19 protein-coding genes are annotated in these 16,334 nt (G+C 69.1%); 4 read left to right on the plus strand and 15 right to left on the minus strand.

Annotated features, from left to right (window positions below; genetic code table 11):
• Window positions 1–11 precede the first annotated feature (11 nt).
• From ptsP to FHW84_RS14270, 12 genes are all read right to left on the minus strand, one after another.
• The gene (ptsP, locus tag FHW84_RS14215; protein WP_167256611.1) at window positions 12–1,742 is read right to left on the minus strand and encodes a phosphoenolpyruvate--protein phosphotransferase; all 1,731 of its coding nucleotides are present in this window, start codon (window positions 1,740–1,742) and stop codon (window positions 12–14) included.
• Between the two features lie 102 nt (window positions 1,743–1,844).
• Window positions 1,845–2,114: an HPr family phosphocarrier protein gene (locus tag FHW84_RS14220; protein ID WP_167256613.1), complete on the minus strand. Its 270-nt coding sequence runs from the start codon at window positions 2,112–2,114 to the stop codon at window positions 1,845–1,847.
• On the minus strand, window positions 2,107–2,499 hold the full coding sequence (locus tag FHW84_RS14225) for a PTS fructose IIA subunit family protein (RefSeq protein ID WP_167256615.1): 393 nt from the start codon (window positions 2,497–2,499) through the stop codon (window positions 2,107–2,109). Before FHW84_RS14225 ends, FHW84_RS14220 begins: the two co-directional genes overlap by 8 nt.
• A 37-nt stretch (window positions 2,500–2,536) precedes the next feature.
• On the minus strand, window positions 2,537–3,439 hold the full coding sequence (gene rapZ, locus FHW84_RS14230; RefSeq protein WP_167256616.1) for an RNase adapter RapZ: 903 nt from the start codon (window positions 3,437–3,439) through the stop codon (window positions 2,537–2,539).
• A gap of 5 nt (window positions 3,440–3,444) precedes the next feature.
• On the minus strand, window positions 3,445–4,395 hold the full coding sequence (hprK, locus tag FHW84_RS14235) for an HPr(Ser) kinase/phosphatase (protein ID WP_167256618.1): 951 nt from the start codon (window positions 4,393–4,395) through the stop codon (window positions 3,445–3,447).
• A gap of 154 nt (window positions 4,396–4,549) precedes the next feature.
• Entirely contained in the window at window positions 4,550–4,876 is a 327-nt protein-coding gene (raiA, locus tag FHW84_RS14240; protein ID WP_167256620.1) for a ribosome-associated translation inhibitor RaiA, read from the minus strand.
• A gap of 145 nt (window positions 4,877–5,021) precedes the next feature.
• Window positions 5,022–6,482, minus strand: coding sequence for an RNA polymerase factor sigma-54 (locus FHW84_RS14245; protein WP_167256622.1), 1,461 nt, complete (start codon window positions 6,480–6,482; stop codon window positions 5,022–5,024).
• Between the two features lie 149 nt (window positions 6,483–6,631).
• Window positions 6,632–7,351: an LPS export ABC transporter ATP-binding protein gene (lptB, locus tag FHW84_RS14250; protein ID WP_167256624.1), complete on the minus strand. Its 720-nt coding sequence runs from the start codon at window positions 7,349–7,351 to the stop codon at window positions 6,632–6,634.
• Window positions 7,352–7,354: 3 nt separating this feature from the next.
• Window positions 7,355–7,942: a lipopolysaccharide transport periplasmic protein LptA gene (gene lptA / locus FHW84_RS14255; protein ID WP_243868121.1), complete on the minus strand. Its 588-nt coding sequence runs from the start codon at window positions 7,940–7,942 to the stop codon at window positions 7,355–7,357.
• 4 nt (window positions 7,943–7,946) lie between these two features.
• Complete coding sequence (gene lptC / locus FHW84_RS14260) at window positions 7,947–8,549, minus strand: LPS export ABC transporter periplasmic protein LptC (protein ID WP_167256628.1); 603 nt, start codon at window positions 8,547–8,549, stop codon at window positions 7,947–7,949.
• Window positions 8,546–9,091 carry an HAD family hydrolase gene (locus tag FHW84_RS14265; RefSeq protein WP_167256630.1) on the minus strand — a complete coding sequence of 182 codons (546 nt, stop codon included), beginning with the start codon at window positions 9,089–9,091 and terminating at the stop codon, window positions 8,546–8,548. The genes lptC and FHW84_RS14265 overlap by 4 nt, the downstream gene beginning before the upstream one ends.
• A 112-nt stretch (window positions 9,092–9,203) precedes the next feature.
• The gene (locus FHW84_RS14270) at window positions 9,204–10,217 is read right to left on the minus strand and encodes a KpsF/GutQ family sugar-phosphate isomerase (RefSeq protein WP_167256632.1); all 1,014 of its coding nucleotides are present in this window, start codon (window positions 10,215–10,217) and stop codon (window positions 9,204–9,206) included.
• 248 nt (window positions 10,218–10,465) lie between these two features.
• Here FHW84_RS14270 and FHW84_RS14275 point away from each other — a divergent pair, with 248 nt between their 5' ends.
• Together FHW84_RS14275 and murA are read left to right on the plus strand one after the other, a co-directional pair.
• The gene (locus FHW84_RS14275) at window positions 10,466–10,705 is read left to right on the plus strand and encodes a BolA/IbaG family iron-sulfur metabolism protein (protein ID WP_026636810.1); all 240 of its coding nucleotides are present in this window, start codon (window positions 10,466–10,468) and stop codon (window positions 10,703–10,705) included.
• Between the two features lie 40 nt (window positions 10,706–10,745).
• Entirely contained in the window at window positions 10,746–12,005 is a 1,260-nt protein-coding gene (murA, locus tag FHW84_RS14280; RefSeq protein ID WP_167256634.1) for a UDP-N-acetylglucosamine 1-carboxyvinyltransferase, read from the plus strand.
• A gap of 84 nt (window positions 12,006–12,089) precedes the next feature.
• Here murA and FHW84_RS14285 read toward each other — a convergent pair whose 3' ends face one another.
• The 3 genes from FHW84_RS14285 to purM all read right to left on the minus strand — a co-directional run bounded on the left by FHW84_RS14285 (window position 12,090) and on the right by purM (window position 14,631).
• Window positions 12,090–12,803: a DUF3108 domain-containing protein gene (locus FHW84_RS14285; RefSeq protein WP_167256635.1), complete on the minus strand. Its 714-nt coding sequence runs from the start codon at window positions 12,801–12,803 to the stop codon at window positions 12,090–12,092.
• A gap of 58 nt (window positions 12,804–12,861) precedes the next feature.
• Window positions 12,862–13,527 carry a phosphoribosylglycinamide formyltransferase gene (gene purN, locus FHW84_RS14290; RefSeq protein WP_167256637.1) on the minus strand — a complete coding sequence of 222 codons (666 nt, stop codon included), beginning with the start codon at window positions 13,525–13,527 and terminating at the stop codon, window positions 12,862–12,864.
• Window positions 13,528–13,602: 75 nt separating this feature from the next.
• Window positions 13,603–14,631 carry a phosphoribosylformylglycinamidine cyclo-ligase gene (gene purM, locus FHW84_RS14295; RefSeq protein WP_167256639.1) on the minus strand — a complete coding sequence of 343 codons (1,029 nt, stop codon included), beginning with the start codon at window positions 14,629–14,631 and terminating at the stop codon, window positions 13,603–13,605.
• Window positions 14,632–14,725: 94 nt separating this feature from the next.
• Here purM and FHW84_RS14300 point away from each other — a divergent pair, with 94 nt between their 5' ends.
• Together FHW84_RS14300 and FHW84_RS14305 are read left to right on the plus strand one after the other, a co-directional pair.
• Window positions 14,726–15,703, plus strand: a complete 978-nt coding sequence (locus FHW84_RS14300) for a DUF2066 domain-containing protein (RefSeq protein ID WP_167256641.1) — start codon at window positions 14,726–14,728, stop codon at window positions 15,701–15,703.
• A gap of 25 nt (window positions 15,704–15,728) precedes the next feature.
• Window positions 15,729–16,289 carry a CDP-alcohol phosphatidyltransferase family protein gene (locus tag FHW84_RS14305; protein ID WP_167256642.1) on the plus strand — a complete coding sequence of 187 codons (561 nt, stop codon included), beginning with the start codon at window positions 15,729–15,731 and terminating at the stop codon, window positions 16,287–16,289.
• The last annotated feature ends 45 nt before the right edge of the window (window positions 16,290–16,334 follow it).

Here is a 16,334-nt window from a genome sequence, read left to right on the forward strand (position 1 = left end):
GTCCACGTGCTTCAGCAGGTGATGCGCGACAAAAGATCTTCCGCTTCCTCATGCGTCCGGCAACGCAGGATCGCCGGCGCCAGCCGCCGCAGACCCTTGTGGTTGAGCGCCGCGATGCGGTCGCGCACGTGCAGCAGCTGGCTGGAGTGCATGCTGAATTCGCACAGGCCCAGCGCCAGCAGCAGGGCGGTGAACTTGGTGTCGCCGCCGATCTCGCCGCACAGGCTCACCGGCTTGCCGGCGCGGCGGCCGCTGGTGATCACGTAGGAGATCAGCCGCAGCAGGGCCGGCTGCAGCGGGTTGTAGATATTGTCGAGCGCGTCGTTGCCGCGGTCCGAGGCCAGCACGTACTGCGCCAGGTCGTTGGTGCCGATGGCGAGGAAGTCCGCGTGCTCCAGCAGCGAGCGCACGTTGATGGCCGCCGCGGGCACTTCGATCATTGCGCCGAGCTGCAGTTTTTCCGGCAGGTCGATGTTCTCGCGCTTCAAGTCCTGGCGCGCCAGCTTGAACAGCGTGCGCACGGCGATCAGTTCGTCCGGCTGGGTGACCATCGGCACCAGCACGCGCACGGGGCCGTAGCAGGCGGCGCGCAGGATGGCGCGGATCTGCGTGGTGAACACCGCCGGATAGCGCAGCGACAGGCGCACGCCGCGCACGCCCAGCGCGGGGTTTTCTTCGCCGCGCAATGCCAGTCCCGCCGCGTCGGCCTTGTCCGCGCCCAGGTCCAGCGTGCGGATGGTCACCGGCAGGCCGCCCATGCCCAGCACCAGGTCGCGGTAGGCGATGAACTGCTCGTCCTCGGACGGCAGGCCCTTGTGGCGCAGGAACAGGAATTCGGTGCGGTAAAGGCCCACGCCGTCGGCGCCGCGCGAACGCGCCATGGCGATGTCGGCGCTGGTCTCGGCATTGGCGAGCAGGCGGATGTCGGTGCCGTCGCGGGTGCGCGTGGGCGCATTCGCCAGCGAGGCCAGGCGGCGGCCTTCCTGCTGTGCCTCGCGCTGCCAGGCGCGGTAGCGGGCCAGGTCCTGCGCAGTGGGATGCACCACCGCTTCGCCGCGTTCGGCGTCGAGCAGGATCAGGTCGTCGTCGTGGATGGTGGCGAGCGCGTCGCGCACGCCGACCAGCATGGGCAGGTCCAGGCTGCGCGCCAGGATGGCGCTGTGCGAATACGGGCTGCCGGAACTGGCCACCACGCCGAGCAGGCCATTGCCGGCCAGTTGCGCCATGTCGGCCGGCGCGATGGTGTCGGCGATCAGGATCTCGCCCACGCGCGCGGCGAGCTTGCGCTCCTCGCGGCTGGTCTGGCGCTGCAGGGCGGAGATGACGCGGTTGATGACCTGGTCGACGTCTTCCTTGCGGCTGCGCAGGTAGGGGTCGTCCATCGCTTCGAACACCGCGGCGAGGCGGTCGCGCTGTTTCTTAAGCGCGGCGCCGGGGCGGTAGTGGCCGATGCGGACCAGGTCGTCCAGGCCGCGCAGCAGTTCCTGGTCGTCCAGCAGCAGGCTGTGCGCGTCGATGAATTCGTTGACTTCGCGCGCCAGCGCGCCGTGCAGCTTGCCGCGCAGTTCGCGCAGTTCCTGGCGGGCGGTGTCGAGCGCGCGGTGGAGTTTTTCCAGCTCGGCGTCGACTTCGTCCTCGGCCAGCGGACGCGTGTCGACCAGATAGCGGCTCGGCTGCACCAGCCGCGCGCGGCCCAGGGCCATGCCGCGGGAGGCGTTGGAGCCGGGCAGCACGTGCCTCATGCGGCGGCTCCATGGCGGCGGACCGGCAACGAAGCGTGCGGCGCGCCTTGCGGCGTGCGGCGGTTCAAGCTTCGTGTCCTCTGCGCCATGGGCAACTCCACATCAGGCTCCTTCGTCGAACTTCCGGTCGAACAGGTCCACCACCGCGTCCAGCGCCTGCTCTTCGTCCGCGCCTTCGGCGCGCACGGTGAGCGGGGTGCCGATGCCGGCGGCCAGCATCATCACGCCCATGATGCTTTGCGCATTGACCTCGCGGCCCTTGCTGATCAGCCACACGGTGGATTTGAAACCCTGCACGAGCTGCACCAGCTTGGCCGATGCGCGGGCGTGCAGCCCCAGTTTGTTGGATACGACAATCTCTTTTTCAAGCATGGTCGATGAAGATTCCTCCGCGGCCGCCGCTGGCAGCCACTTCCGCCAGTTCGTCCAGCGGCTTTTCGGCATAGTTGAGAACGCGCAGCAGCATCGGCAGGTTCAGGCCCGAGACGCAGCGCAGGTGGACGCCGAGCTTGCCCAGCGACAGGCCGATATTGCACGGCGTGGCGCCGTACAGGTCGGCCAGCACCAGCACGCCGTCGCCGGTGTCCAGCTCGCGCGCATGCCTGGCGGTGAGGGTGCGCATCACGTCCGGATCGGCCGAGGGCGGCACTTCCACGGCCTCCACCTGCAACGGCAGCTTGGGCAGCACGTGGTGGGCGGCGGAGATCAGCGCATGGCCGACCGCCTCGTGGGTCATCAGCAGCACGCCGACGCTCATGGCCGGACTCCTGCGCTAAGTAAGGATTGAGCCTTCATCACTCGAGCTCGCGATGGAAGGTGAGGGCGCCTTCGTGCCGCGCACGGTAGTGGGCGGCAAGCCGCTCCACCAGGTAGACCGAACGATGCCGCCCGCCGGTGCAGCCGATCGCCACGGTGACGTAGCTGCGGTCGTCCGAGGCGAAGCGCGGCAGCCACGCGTCGAGCCAGCGCACGGTGTCGTCGAAGTATTCCTCCACCAGCGGCTGCGCTTCCAGGTATTCGCGCACCGGCGCGTCCTTGCCGGACAGCGGCCGCAGGCGCGGTTCCCAGTGCGGATTGGGCAGGCAGCGCGCGTCGAACACGAAGTCGGCGTCCAGCGGCAGGCCGCGGCGGTAGGCGAAGGAGGTGAACATCAGGGTCAGGCCGTCGGTGGCCTGGGCGTAGTCGGTGGCGATCAGACGGCGCAGCTGGTGCACGTTCAATTCGCTGGAATCGATCACCTTCTCGGCGATGGCGATCAGCGGACGCAGCAGCTTGCGTTCCTCCGCGATGGCGTCGGACAGCGACAGGCCCAGCACCGAGAGCGGATGGCGCCGGCGCGTTTCGGAATAGCGCTTGATCAGCACTTCGTCGCGGCAGTCGATGAAGACCAGGTGCACCTGCACGCCCGCCGCCGCCAGCTCGGACAGCACGGTGGGCATGCGCAGGAAATCCTCGCCGCGGTTGCGCACGTCCACGCCCACCGCGATGTTCTGGCGGCGCCCGGCCACGGCGCCGTGGCTCACTGCGGCCACCAGCTCGGGCAGCAGGGCGGTGGGCAGGTTGTCGACGCAGTAGAACTCCAGGTCTTCCAGCGCGCGCAGCGCGACGGTCTTGCCGCCGCCGGACATGCCGGTGAGCACGATCAGGTGGATCGCGTCGGGCTGGTGGATGTCGGAAGTCAGGAAAGCATTGCTCATGCGTGTCACCACGGGGGCAGGCGGCGCATCTGGTGGGCCTGCCGGTCGATGAAGGTCTGGGCGGGATCGATGCCCTTGCTTTTCAGCATATGGTTGCGCACCGCCGCTTCCACCAGCACCGCGAGGTTGCGGCCGGGCGCGACGGGAATGGTGATCATCGGCACCGCCACCTCGAAGATGTCGCGGTGGCCGACGTCGCCGGTGAGGCGGGTGAGGCCGTCGGTGTCCTCGCCTTCGCGCATGGGCTTCAAGTGCACCACCAGGCGCAGGTACTTGGACGGCTTCACCGCGGTGTGGCCGAACATCTCGCGCACGTTGAGCACGCCCAGGCCGCGCACTTCCAGAAGATCCTGCAGCAGCTCGGGGCAGGTGCCGTCGATCACGTCCGGCGCGATCAGAGTGAATTCGGTGGCGTCGTCGGCGACCAGGCGGTGGCCGCGGCTGATCAGTTCCAGCGCCAGCTCGCTCTTGCCGGAGCCGGATTCGCCGGTGATCAGCACGCCGATGGAGAACACCTCCAGGAACACGCCGTGCAGGGTGACCTTCGGCGCCAGCATGCGCGCCAGGTGGTACTGCATCCAGGTGAGCAGCTCGTGGCCGCGCTTGGAGCTGATCCACAGCGGGGTGTTGGTTTCCTCGGCCACCTCGCGCAGGTCGGGGGGAATGGCCTGGTCCTTGGTGACGATCATCGCCACCGGCTGGTAGGCGGCGATCTTGTTGATCGCTTCCCAGCGCTGGCGCGAATCCAGGGCGTCGAGGAAATTCAGCTCCTCGGTGCCGATGATCTGGATCTTGTTCGGATAGATGACGTTGAGATAGCCGATCAGCGAAGGACGCCGCGATGCGGTCACGCCGCGCTCGAGCACCCGCGATTCGCCGCGCATGCCCGCCACCCAGCGCAGGGCCATGCGCTCGTGCACGCCATCGTAGAGTTGTCGGGCGGTAAGCCGGTCCAAACCGAATCCTTTGCACCGCGTGATGCCCGGCAGGGGCCGGCGGCGATGGCGCACATTGTGCCAGTTCGGACGGTTTGGTGCGCCGCAAGACGGCACGGGCTGGGGCCGGGCTTGGGAGCGGCCCGCCCCGGCGGGCGGGGCGGGCCGGCGAGGTTCAGCCGTACTGGCGTTCCTCGCGCACTTCGCGCTGGTGCTTGTCGCACACCTTGTCGCGGTGCTTGCGCAGCTGCGCCACCAGCTTGTCGAACATGTTGTCGATGGAGACGTACATGTCCGATTCGGTGGCTTCCGCGTGGAGCGGTGCGGCGCCGGGGACTTTGAGCGTGCCTTCGCAGCGTTGCTGCAGCTTGTCGACGGAGAGGACGACGCTCAATTCGAGGAGTCTGCTTTCGAGGCGGGTAAGTCGCTCACAGTGGCCGTTCACGCGTTCGCGAAGGGCCTGGGTGATCTCGATCTTCTGGCCGCTGAGCTGGACTTGCATGGTGCGCCTCCTCTGGTACTGCCGCATGACGCGGCGTGGGTCGATGCGCCGGTGCCGGATGGTCGCCGACACATCACAGTCATCTCTTGGTATGGGGACGCTTTCCATCCCGCCAAGTTCCCGTCCAGGCGCACTTGCGCGCTGGTCAACCTGCCCGCTGGCGCTCGCTGGAGCTGGGAATTCGCATGGCCTCCCGATATTTGGCGACCGTACGGCGCGCCACCTGGATGCCCTTGCGGTGCAGTTCCTCGGCGATGGCCTGGTCGGACAGGGGTTTGCGCGGGTCTTCCGCGTCGATCAGCTTGCGCAGCATGGCCTGGATGGCGGTGGCGGATGCACTGCCGCCGTCTTCCGTGGACACGCCGCTGGAAAAGAAGTGCTTCAGTTCGAAGGTGCCCCGCGGCGTATGGATGTACTTGCGGGTGGTGACGCGGGAAATGGTGGACTCGTGCATGCCCACTTCCTCGGCCACCTCGCGCAGCACCAGCGGATGCATGGCCTCGGGGCCGTAGTCGAGGAAGGCGCTCTGCCGGCGCACGATGGCCTCGGCCACCTTGAGCAGGGTCTCGGCGCGCGATTCCAGGCTCTTGATCAGCCAGCGGGCCTCCTGCAGCTGGCCGCGCATCCAGCTGGCGTCTTCGCCGCGGGCCTGCGCGATGAGGTTGCAGTAATGCTGGTTCAGGCCCAGCCGCGGCTGGCAGTCGGGATTGAGGCTGACGCGCCAGCGGCCGCTGTCCTTGCGCGCGTAGACGTCGGGCGCGACGTATTCCACCGGGGTGACGTCGAGCGCGGCGCCAGGGCGCGGGTCCAGGCTGCGGATCAGCATGGCCGCGGCGTGGGTTTCCTCGTCGCTGGCGCGCAGTCGGCGCGACAGGCGGGCGATGTCGTTGCGCGCCAGCAGCTCAAGCTCGCTGTCGACGATGCGCAGCGCCAGCTCGCGCTGAGGCAGGTCCGGATCGAACTGCTCCAGCTGCACGCGCAGGCAGTCGCGCAGGTCCAGGCTGGCCACGCCGGTAGGATCGAAGCGCTGCACCTGGCGGCGCACGGCGTCGACTTCCTCGACGGTGGCCTTGAGGTCGGCCGGCACCGCGGCGGTGACCGATTCCAGCGTCTCGCCCAGATAACCGTCCGCATTGAGCGCATCGATGATGATCGCGGCGATGGTGCGCTCGCGCAGGCTCATGTGGGTGAGGTTGAGCTGCCACAGCAGGTGTTCCTGCAGGGTCTCCGGCGCGGCGTTCTGCGGTTCGAAGTGGTCCTCGTCGCCGCCGCTGCTGCGGCTGCCGCCGGCGGAGGAGAAGTCGATGGGTTCTTCGGCGTTGCCGCCGGATTCGCTCCAGTCGGCCGGCTCGTCGCCGCTGTCGCCGTCGTTGGCGGAGGTGGCGGCCTCGGTGGGAGCGTCGAAGGTGGCGGCCTCGCCATCGCCTTCGCTGTCGCCCTCGTTGGCGGCGTCCTCGGAGAACTCCAGCAGCGGGTTGCTCTCGGCGATCTGGCGCAGCTCGGCCTCCAGCTCCAGCTGCGACAGCTGCAGAAGGCGGATCGCCTGCTGCAATTGCGGCGTCAGGGTGAGCTGTTGATTGAGGCGAAACTGCAGTCCGGGTTTCATGCCACTGTTTTGAATGAGCCCAAAGGCTTGGATGAGCTTCGGGTCATCCTAACCCCTAGGGGGAGGAGCGGCCATAGGTTCCCGCCGATCCTCGCGTAGGCCGAATGGCTGAATGTGACGGCGCGCGCACCGCGGCCATCAGGAAAGCCTTATAGCCTGAATTCGCGGCCCAGATAGACCTCGCGTACTTTCTCGTCGGCCAGGATGTGCGCCGGCGTGCCGCGCGACAGCACTTCGCCGTCGTTGAGGATGTAGGCGCGGTCGCAGATGCCCAGCGTCTCACGTACGTTGTGATCGGTGATCAGCACGCCGATGCCGCGCTCCTTCAAGTGCCGCACGATGCGCTGGATCTCGCCCACCGAAATAGGGTCGACGCCGGCGAAGGGTTCGTCCAGCAGCATGTAGCGCGGCTCGGCGGCCAGCGCGCGGGCGATCTCCACGCGGCGGCGCTCGCCGCCGGAGAGGCTGATGCCGCGCTGGTCGGCGATGTGCGCGATCTTCAGCTCGTCGAGCAGGCTTTCCAGTTCGGTGGCGCGCTGCTTGGCGCCGAGGTTCTCGCGCAGCTCCAGCACGGCCATGATGTTGTCGGCCACGGTGAGGCGGCGGAACACCGACGGTTCCTGCGGCAGGTAGCCGATGCCCAGCTTGGCGCGCGCATGCATCGGCAGGCCGGTGATGTCGTACTTGTCGAGCTTGATGGTGCCGGCGTCGGCCTCGATCAGGCCCACCACCATGTAGAAGCAGGTGGTCTTGCCGGCGCCGTTGGGACCGAGCAGGCCCACCACCTCGCCTTCGCGGATGGAAAAAGCGAAGTCGCGCACCACCTGGCGCGCGCGGAAGCGTTTCTGCAGGCCTTCGGCGGACAGCATCGATTACTTACCCGCGGCCGAAGCCGCCGTGGCCGGCTTGGGGGCCGAACTGGCCGGTGCCGGCGCGGCCGGCTTGGCGGCGGGCGCCGCGGCGGCCGGCTTGGGCTTGGGCAGGAAGGTGCCGTGAACCAGGCCGTCGCCGCCGGACTCGCCGGTGATCAGGCTGGTGTCGGTGTTGTAGGTGATCTTGTCGCCGTGGAATTCACCGCGGCCCTGCTGGGTCACCTTGGCGTTGCCGGTGAGCACGGCGATGCCGTTGATGTTGTCGTAGTCGAGCTGGGCGGCGTCGCCCTGCATCAGGTTGTTGTTCTCGTCCAGCTGCTGGATGTGCGCCTGGCTGCCGGTGACCACCACGCGCGAGATCTGGGTGTCCTTGTCCAGGTAGACCTTGGCCTCGGCGCCGGTGATCAGCAGGGTGCCCTGGGTCAGCTTCACGTTGCCGGTAAGCGTGGTGATGCTGTTGGGCGCGTTGTAGGCGTTGGTCGACTTGGCGGTGAAATTCATCGGCTGGCTGCGGTCGTCCTTCTTGGCCAGCGCAAGGGCCGGCAGCAGGGCGAGGGTGGCCAGCGCGAACAGGAGGCGGCTACGCATGAGGTCAGGACTTCCGTTTGCGCGGCGGGAACGAGCCGTGGCTGTCATCGAGCAGCTCCAGGTGATTGTCAGTGAGGTTGGCACGCATGCCGACGCCGCTCATTCTACTGTCGCCTTGCGTCAACTGTGCCGGCTCGGCCGTTTCCATGCGGTTCTCCTTGGGCCAGGCGGTGACCTCGGAGGTATGCAGCTCGGCCTGCGGCGTGTCGCCGTAGGCGGGACGGTGCATGTAGACCGGCCCCTGCAGCTTGAGCAGGGTGCCGCTCTTGTCCACCCAGCCGTAGCGGGATTCGCCCTTCCAGTCCGGCACGCCGGGCTGCTTGGCCGGGAGCTCGAACTTGGGCGAGTCGAGGTAGAGCGAGTCGTCGCCTTCGCGGCGGTCCAGGCGCGGGCCGGTGACGCGGAAGGTCGGGTGGCCGTCCTCGCCGTACACATAGCCCTTGAAGTCGGCCAGGGTGTAGCCGGAACGCGGCGGGCCGATGAAGTCGTTGGGCTTGGGCGCCGGCCCCAGCCACCACAGCAGCAGCTGGCTGAGCACGGCGGCGCCGCCGACCAGGACGATCGCGACCGTCAGCCGACGGTCGCGCAGGTAATCGCGAAGACTCACTGCCAGCGCCCCCGTTCCTGCTCGGCCTTGCCCTGGGCGAGCAGGATCAGGTCGCACACTTCGCGCGCGGCGCCCATGCCGCCGGTCTTGGCCGTACGCCAGTGCGCCTGCTCGGCCACCCAGGGGTGGGCATTGGCTACGGCCACGGCCAGGCCGGCCTGGCGCATCGGCGGCAGGTCGGGCAGGTCGTCGCCGACGAAGGCGGCCTGCTCGGCCTCCAGGCCCAGCGCGGCCAGCAGTTCGCGGAAGCAGGCGAGCTTGTCGCGCTGGCCCTGGTAGACGTGGGCGATGTTCAGTTCCTCGGCGCGCAGCGCGACCGGGTGGCTGATGCGCGCGGTGATCAGGGCCACCTGCACGCCGTGCGCCTGCAGCAGCTTCAGGCCCAGGCCGTCATGCACGTGGAAGACCTTGGTCTCGCGCCCGTCCTCGCCGTACCACAGGCGGCCGTCGGTGAGGGTGCCATCCACGTCGAAGACCGCGAGCCGGATCCTGGCGGCGCGGGCGAGCAGTTCGGCGGGCAGATGGTCGAGGTAATGGGCCACGGGGAAGTCTGGTCAGGGGCTCGGGGGAGGGCCGGGTCAACGGCCCGGCCGGCAGAACGCATGGGGCGGCGAAGCGTTGTCCGGCGGCGCGGCTGCCCGCGCCAGCCAGGCATCACACCACGCGCGCGCGGAGCAGATCATGAATGTTCAGCGCGCCGACCACCCGCTGCGCCTCGTCCACCACCAGCAGGGCGTGAATCTGATGCTTTTCCATCATCTGCGCGGCTTCGATCGCCAGCTTGTCGGCGCCGATGGTCTTGGGGCCGCGGGTCATCAGCTCGGCCACGGTGGCGCCGCGCAGGTCGACGTCCTCGTCGTCCAGGGCGCGGCGCAGGTCGCCGTCGGTGAATACGCCGAGCAGGCGCTGTTCGGCGTCGACCACGGCGGTCATGCCCAGGTGCTTGCGGGTCATTTCCATCAGCGCGGCGGTGAGCGAGGCGTCCGGCGCCACCCTCGGAATGCCCTCGCCGGTGTGCATGACGTCGCCGATGTGCAGCAGCAGGCGGCGCCCCAGGCTGCCGGCCGGATGCGAGCGGGCGAAGTCCTCGGAGGTGAAGCCGCGCGCCTCCAGCAGGGCGATGGCCAGGGCGTCGCCCATCACCAGCGCAGCGGTGGTACTGGCGGTCGGGGCCAGGCCCAGCGGGCAAGCTTCGGCCGAGATGCTCGCGTCCAGGTGCACGTCGGCCTGGTCGGCCAGGGAGGAGCGCTCGTTGCCGGTGATGGCGATCAGCGGAATGCCCTGGCGCTTGAGCACCGGCAGGATGAACAGCACCTCGTCGGTCTCGCCCGAATTGGACAGCGCCAGCACGATGTCCTGCGGCAGGATCATGCCCAGGTCGCCATGGCTGGCCTCGCCCGGATGCACGAAGAACGCCGGCGTGCCGGTGGAAGCGAGGGTGGCGGCGATCTTGCGGCCGACGTGGCCGGACTTGCCCATGCCGGTGACCACCACGCGCCCGGCGCAGCCCAGGATCATGCGGCAGGCCTCCACGAAGGAGGGGCCGATGCGCGGTTCCAGCGCGCGGATCGAAGCCGCCTCGGTGGCGATCACCGTGCGGGCGCTGCGCACCAGGGCATCGGCGTCGAGCAGGGCGGGCTTGGCGGGCGGGGCGACGTGGGCGTTCATGCGTTCTCGGGTGGCGGGCCGTGCGGCGGTGGTGCCGGTGACGGCGGGCGACGGTCAGCCAAGGCTTCCCGTGTGATTCAAAGGCTTGGCTGGGACGAAACCGGGCCGAAGGGCCGCGCATCGTTTCTGTGACAGCGGATTTCCATTACCATGGCATATTCGCATTTTATCGTCACGGTCGGCGCCGATGTGGTCCTGATGAGGGATTCCGCAAGCCCAGGCGCCGGTGACCCACGACTGGATTCCCGATGGACGCTGCCACCATACAGGCAATGATCGAACAAGGCCTGCCCGGTGCGCAGGCGCAGGTTTCCGGCGACGACGGCGTGCATTTCGAGGCGGAAGTGGTGGCGGCGCAGTTTGCCGGCAAGCTCCCCCTCGCGCGCCATCGCCTGGTCTACGGCACGCTGGGCGAGCTGATGGGCGGTGCGATCCACGCCCTGGCGCTGAAGACCCTGACCCCCGAGGAAGCCGCGGCGCGCCGCTGACGGCCGTCGCCCGGTTCCAAGAACACCCCCAAGGACAAGAATGGCCAAGATCCTGATCAGCGGCGGCGTGCCGCTCAATGGCGAGGTCGGTATTTCCGGCGCCAAGAACGCGGTGCTGCCGATCCTCGCCTCCTGCCTGCTCGCCGACGAGCCGGTGACCATCAGCAACGTGCCGCACCTGCACGACGTCACCACCTTCATCGAGCTGCTCGGCCAGATGGGCGTGCAGCTGGTGCTGGACGACCGCATGAAGATGCACGTCGACCCGCGCTCCACCGATCGCCACGTGGCGCCGTACGACCTGGTGCGCACCATGCGCGCCTCGATCCTGGTGCTGGGCCCGCTGGTGGCACGCTTCGGCCAGGCCGAGGTCTCGCTGCCCGGCGGCTGCGCGATCGGTTCGCGCCCGGTGGACCAGCACATCCGCGGCCTGCAGGCGCTGGGCGCCGAGGTGAGCGTGGAAAACGGCTTCATCAAGGCCAAGGCCAGCCGCCTGAAGGGCGCCCGCATCGTGATGGACATGGTCACCGTCACCGGCACCGAGAACATCATGATGGCCGCGGCGCTCGCGCAGGGCACCAGCATCATCGAGAACGCGGCGCAGGAACCGGAAGTGGTGGACCTCGCCAACTGCCTGATCGCCATGGGCGCGCAGATCGAGGGCGCCGGCAGCTCCACCCTCACCATCCACGGCGTCGAGCGCCTGCACGGCGCGCAATACGAAGTGCTGCCGGACCGCATCGAGACCGGCACCTTCCTGGTCGGCGCGGCGATGACCGGCGGCAAGGTGCGCGCCCGCAACGCGCGCGCCAACACGCTGGACTCGGTACTGGCCAAGCTGGAAGAAGCCGGCGCGCACATCAACACCGGCCCGGACTGGATCGAGCTGGACATGCAGGGCCGCCGCCCGAAGGCGGTGAACATCACCACCGCGCCGTACCCGGCGTTTCCGACCGACATGCAGGCGCAGTTCACCGCGCTCAACTGCGTGGCCGAGGGCGTGGGCGTCATCACCGAGACGGTGTTCGAGAACCGCTTCATGCACGCGCACGAGCTGCAGCGCCTGGGCGCGGACATCCGCCTGGAAGGCAACACCGCGATCATCAAGGGCGTGGACAAGATGAGTGGCGCGCCGATCATGGCCACCGACCTGCGCGCCTCCGCCTGCCTGGTGCTGGCCGGCCTGGTCGCGGACGGCGACACCACGGTGGACCGCGTGTACCACATCGACCGCGGCTACGAGAACATCGAGGAAAAGCTCGGCGTGCTCGGCGCGAAGATCCGCCGCCTGCCGTCCTGAGGCGACAAAAAAGCCGGCATCGCTGCCGGCTTTTTTGATGGAGGGAGTGCGCTGTCCGCGCGCTCCCTTTTTTATCGCCTGCTTTTATCGGCCGGCCTGGTAGCTCACCAGCTGCAGGGTGAGATTGCCGCCGTCGCTCTGGGTCAGCTTCACCGGCACCAGGTATTTCTGCGGCACGTACCAGGCGCTGAAGCTCTGGTCCTTGTCGGTGCGCTCCACGCGCTGCGCCTTGAAGCTGCCGGCCGGCACTTTCACGTCGTCGTTGCCGGCGACCTTGAACTGCTGGTTCTCGACGTTGCGCTTCACCGCCACCGGCAGGGTCACCGCCTGCTTGCCGTCGTGCAGGGCCAGGCCGATGGCGTAGGGCGCGGTGTTGCGGTCGACCATGCCCGGCGCGGCGGCGTAGGTTTCCGCGCCCTTGCCGTCGTCGACGCTCACCTGCTTGCTGTTCCAGTCCACGCGCGTGGTGCGCTGCTTGCTCTTGATCGACGCGTTCATGCGGTAGTCGTAGGCCACGGTTTCCGGCGCGTTGTTGTTCCAGCGGAAGCGTGTGATCTCGCTGGAGCTGGCGCCCAGCGCCGCGGCCAGGCCGCCGGTGCCGCGCGTCTGGTTGCTGTATTCCCAGCCAAGCGCGGTGGACTTGAGGCTGATGGTGGCTTCGCCGATCACCTGGTCGCCCTGCAGCACCTGGTAGGTGGCGGTGAACGGCGTGGGCGTGGTGGCGGCGAACGCGGCGGAAGCGGAGAGGGCCAGCGCGAGACCGGCCAGGAACTTGCGGGGAGAGGTGAGGGTAGCCATGGCGGGGCAGTCTACGCGTGCCGGCTGAATGACTCGTTGGGCGTCGATGAAGACCGCGTCAGCGGACCAGCTCGTCCCCGCGCAGTTCCAGCGGCGAGGACAAGCGCTCGCCATCCAGCGCCACGCCATCCGGCGCCGCATAAGCCAGCCGCCCGGCGGCAATCATCCGCACCACCGCCGGCAGCAACCGGTGCTCATAGGCGAGCAGCCGCTGCGCCAGCAGGTCTTCGTGATCGCCGGCCTCGATGCCGATGCGCGCCTGTGCGATCACCGGCCCGCCATCCAGCTCCGCGGTCACGTAATGCACGCTGGCGCCGTGTTCCGGATCGCCCGCTTCCAGCGCGCGGCGATGCGTATGCAGGCCGCGGTACTTCGGCAGCAGCGAGGGATGGATGTTGATCATCCGCCCCACCCACGGGTGCAGCGCCTCGCCGTCGAGAATGCGCATGTAGCCGGCCAGCACCAGCAGGTCGGCGCCCGTGGCTTCGATGCGCGAGAACAAGTCCAGATCGAACGCGCGGCGCGACGGATACGCCTTCGGATTCAGCACCAGCCGCGGAATGCCCGCCGCCTCGGCCAGCTCCAGCGCGCCGGCCTGCGCCTTGTCGCTGCCGACCAGCACGAACTCCACCGGCAGCTTGCCGGCGTCGCGCGCGGCGATCAGGGCCTGCAGGTTGCTGCCGCGTCCGGAAGCGAGGACGGCGATGCGGAGAGGAGAGGACATGCGCGGGGCCGGGTATTCAGGCCGCGCGATCGCAGGGGACCGCGCGGCGATGGAAGAGAAAAAGAGCGGACCGGCTCAGCCGATGTGCACGCGCTCGTCGCCCTGCGCCGGCACCACTTCGCCGATCACCGAGCTGGCCAGGCCATGCTTGTGCAGCAGCGCGGCGGCGGCGGCCACGGCGTCGCGCGGCAGGATCACGGTAAAGCCCACGCCGCAGTTGAAGGTGCGCCACATTTCCTCGCGCGCCACCTTGCCTTCGCGCATCAGCCAGTCGAACACCGGCGGCAGCACGATGGCGGCGGCGTCCAGCGCCAGGCCCAGGCCGTCGGGTACCACGCGGATGATGTTTTCCTTCAGCCCGCCACCCGTGATGTGGGCCATGCCATGCACCGGCGCGGATTTGAGCAGTTCCAGCATCGGCTTGACGTAGATCGTGGTCGGCGCCATCAGCGCATCGGCCAGCGTGACGCCGCCCAGGTCCAGCTCCAGCGGGCTGCCGGCTCGCTCGACGATCTTGCGGATCAGCGAATAGCCGTTGGAATGCGGGCCGGAGGAGGCCACGCCCAGGATCACGTCGCCGGCCACGATAGCCTCGCCGCTCAGCAGGGCGGATTTCTCCACCGCGCCGACGGTGAAGCCGGCCAGGTCGTATTCGCCCGGCGGGTACATGTCGGGCATTTCGGCGGTCTCGCCGCCGATCAGCGCGCAGCCGGCCAGTTCGCAGCCCTTGGCGATGCCGCCGACCACGGCCACCGTGGTGTCGACATCGAGCTTGCCGGTGGCGAAGTAGTCCAGGAAGAACAGCGGCTCCGCACCCTGCACCAGCACGTCGTTGACGCACATGCCGACCAGGTCGATGCCGATGGTGTCGTGGCGGCCCAGCTGCTGGGCGAGCTTGAGCTTGGTGCCGACGCCGTCGGTGCCGGACACCAGCACCGGCTCCTTGTAGCGCCCGGCCAGGTCGAACAGGCCGCCGAAGCCGCCCAGGCCGCCCATCACTTCGGGGCGGAAGGTGCGCTTGACCAGGGGCTTGATGCGTTCGACCACGGCATTGCCCGCGTCGATATCGACACCGGCGGCGCGGTAGGTGAGTGCGTCGGACATGGCAGGAACCGGCGTGGAGAAACGCCCAATGATAGACGCTGGGGGCCGGATTGGGCAGACTGCGGAGCGTTTTCCCCGCCAGCCTTCCGAGCTTATGCGCCTGTCACGCCTGCTGTTCGTCGGCCTTCTGCTGGCCTTCCTGCTTCCCGCGGCGCACGCCCAGGGCCAGGTCTCGCCCTATACCGTCACCGTGCCGGTCGCCGACACCAGCGAGGCCAAGCGCGACGAGGCTTTCGGCGTGGCGCTCAGCCAGGTGCTGGCGCGCACCGCCGGCGGCCAGGACCTGCGCGGCAAGCCCGGCTACGACGACACCCTGAAATCGGCCTCCGGCATCGTGCAGCAGTACCAGTACCAGCGCGCCGCCGGCGGGCTGGCGCTGCAGGTCAGCTTCGACTCCGGCGCGGTGCAGCGGGCGGTCTCGCAGATGGGCGTGGCCGGCACCACCGGCAAGCCGCCGGTGCTGCTGCTGGTGCGCGACGCCAGCGGCAACGTGATGGACAAGGACGCCCTGGCGCCGCTGTCCCAGGCCGTGGCCCAGCGCGGCTACAACGTGGTGCTGGCCGACCCCGGCAAGAGCGCGGACGCTCCCTCGGTGGCCAGCGCGGAGCCCGACCAGATCTTCGGCCTGGCCCGCCAGTACAAGACCGGCCTGGTCCTGCTCGGCCAGCTGCGCGCCGACGGCGCGGACTGGAACCTGGTTTCCGGCGGCCCGCAGCAGAAGTGGAACAGCACCGGCGCACCCACTCAGCAGACCCTGGTCGACGCCGGCAACGCGCTGTCCGACCGCCTGGGCAAGCAGCTCAACGTGATCGGCTCCGGCAATGTCGCGGGCAAGCTGTGGGTGAGCGGCGTGGCTTCCGCGCTGGACTACGCCAACCTGCTGGCGACGCTGCGCGCCGACCCGATGGTGCGCGAGGTGGTGACGCTGAGCGCGCAGAACGACGGCATCCTGTTCGCCGTGAAGACCGGCCTGCCGCTCAACGTGATGGCCGGCAGCCTGACCGCCGGCGGCCGCCTGCTCGAAGCGGACGCCCACAGCGGCGCCGACGCCAGCCTGCGCTGGGTGCACTGAGTCTTCGGCGGCAGAGAGCGCGGCGATGCCTGGCGGGCCGCTCTCACCCTGGCGCCACCTGCCCAACGCGATCACGCTGCTGCGCATCCTGCTGGTCCCGCCGATCGGCTGGGCCATCCTGGCGCGCGAGCCGCGCCTGGCCCTGGGCCTGGTCGCGCTGGCCGGCTTCACCGACGGCCTGGACGGTTTCCTGGCGCGGCGCTGCGGCTGGCAGAGCCGGCTCGGCGGCATCCTCGATGCGGCGGCGGACAAGCTGCTGCTGGTCACCTGTTTCGTACTGCTGGCGCTGACCGGCCTCGCGCCGTGGTGGCTGGCGGCCCTGGTATGTGGGCGCGACGCGGTGATCGCCACCGGCGCGCTGGCCTGGCGGCTGCTGATCGGCCCGCTGCAGCCGGAGCCCAGCCTGGTCTCCAAGGCCTGCACCCTGCTGCAGATCGTCTATCTGCTGGGCATCCTGGCCGGGAGCGCCGGCTGGCGGCTGGCGGCGATGAACCTGCTGGCCTGGCTGGTCGCCGCGCTGTGCCTGGCCAGCGGCGCGGACTACGTCTGGCGCTGGTCGCGCCGGGCCCGCGCGGCACTGCGCTGACAGCGCCGCGCGCATCAGTCACACTTGCGCGTGAGGCCATGCCGC

Origin of the sequence: Dyella sp. SG562 (assembly GCF_011759495.1) — a bacterium.
In the GTDB taxonomy this organism is placed as follows: domain Bacteria; phylum Pseudomonadota; class Gammaproteobacteria; order Xanthomonadales; family Rhodanobacteraceae; genus Dyella_D; species Dyella_D marensis.